At 54.9% G+C, this 1,779-nt stretch carries 2 protein-coding genes; both read right to left on the reverse strand.

Annotated elements, in window-relative coordinates:
- The coding region (locus QCH34_RS11930) for a DUF460 domain-containing protein (protein WP_300334464.1) at positions 1–1,631 on the reverse strand (1,631 nt) is incomplete at its 3' end.
- A gap of 5 nt (positions 1,632–1,636) precedes the next feature.
- Positions 1,637–1,779, reverse strand: a 143-nt coding sequence (locus tag QCH34_RS13370) for an RIO1 family regulatory kinase/ATPase (RefSeq protein ID WP_366898645.1), incomplete at its 5' end; no start/stop codon positions are given.

Here is a 1,779-nt window from a genome sequence, read left to right on the forward strand (position 1 = left end):
GTTCTCAAGAGGTAGATCCAGTCATCAGCCGCCATCCCCATCTCAGACCGCATCCTCCGGATCGCATCACGGGAGAGGGCATCAAGCACCTTCAGCGGTACAAGATCCTCTCCCTGTTTCAGGTCGGCATAGGTCTTCAGCCGCTCAAGCTGTTTCCACATCCCTTTATTTCTTCTCTCCTCTTTCCGAAGATATTTCTTCTGATTGGCGATGATCCCCTGGAGACGGATCACCTCGGCATCCCGTTGTACCGCCTCCTTCTTCTTTGACCGCTCCGCCTTTAAGAGGCGATGGAGTCGGGAGATCTCCTCATTTTTCTTCTGTGATTCCTCATAGAGTTCGGAGACAAGCCCCCGGAGCTTGCGGATCATCTCATCCTGTTCACGGGACTGTTTCGGCTCAGGTGTTGCTGCTTCCGGTGCAGCGGCTTCATCAGGTGCTTTCTGAAGTTCGTCTCCTGAAAGCTCGGCGAGTGCCTGTTCGAGAGAGAGGCCGCGGACGACACGGGCACGGACTTCATCGAGTGCAATTCCCGGCGGCAGTCTTTTCGAAAGGCTGGCAAACTTGTTCTTGTAGTGCCGGTATGCCAGCATTGCAGCCGCATAGGCATCGCGTTCATGATCGTTTGTATAATTGACATCAGCGGCAAGTTCGTACTTCTCGGAGACCGGAATGTCATTTTTGGGGAGGAAGGAGACGGCGTTAAAGGACCTGCGGATCTTCTCCACGGTTCCCGGCATCTCTTTCTTATCCGAGGCGATGATCAGCGGGCGTCCGTAGGTTGTGATCCCTGCAATTGCTTCTGCAACTGAGGTGACCCGTGAGCTTGAGAGGTGGATGAGATCTCCATCAAGGCTCAGAAGTGCAAGTGCCATTGTGGTTCCGGGATCAATTCCAGCAATCAGGTATCCCGGCTTGCTGGTCTGGGGAATAAAACGGATCCGCTCAAGCCGCGGCCGGGTGACAGAAACCTGCACATCGGATCCGCGGGAGTTTGAGATCGGAACCTCTGAACGTTTGGCATTGACATGGAACATCACCCGCGAATTGCCGCCGAATGCCCGGAAATCCTTTTTATCATATGGTACGCCTGCTTCAATCAGGGTCATCTCGATCTCCCGGCCTTTTGCCCTGACCGCGCCATGGATCTTCCGCGTATAGCGGTTCTGGCTCCAGCCGCCTTTGCCGGGAGAACGCCTTCGCGAGACGGTGATCAGGCATACATCGGCAAATGCCACAACCCGGCTCCCGGCACCAAGAGAGGCAACCTGGGCAGATGTCCTCGCCTCTGCAAAGGGATCAAAACGGTTGAAGGTGAGGTTGTACCTGCCTGCAACCTGTGCCAGGCTCTCACGATGGTCACCGCCGCCGGTGACGCAGACGAGCTCGGTCTTCGGGGGGAGAGACTGGAGGAAGAGATAAACCTCTTTTGTATCTGCTGCTACTTCCTGAAGGCTGTCAACTGCAAGTAGATCAGGCTCTTCTGCATCGAGTATCCTGAGAAGGCGGAAGAGCGAAACCTCGGTCTCAGAGATGATCTCACCATCTTCAATCCGGCATAGTGCAAATGAAGGGCGTCTTGACTGGGAACGAACCGAACCCCTGACGATATCGATCCCATAGACCCGCATACCTATCACCCGGTGATAGCAGAGAGTGCATCATCCGGATTAATACCCATCCGGTATTTCCGGTTAAAGAAGGTGACGATCGTCTCGACATCCCGCCTGAGGAGTTCATCTGCATTCGGGTGGGAGCATTCAACCCACTGAGGCCAGT

It is taken from the genome of Methanocalculus sp. (assembly GCF_029762515.1).
GTDB lineage: Archaea > Halobacteriota > Methanomicrobia > Methanomicrobiales > Methanocorpusculaceae > Methanocalculus.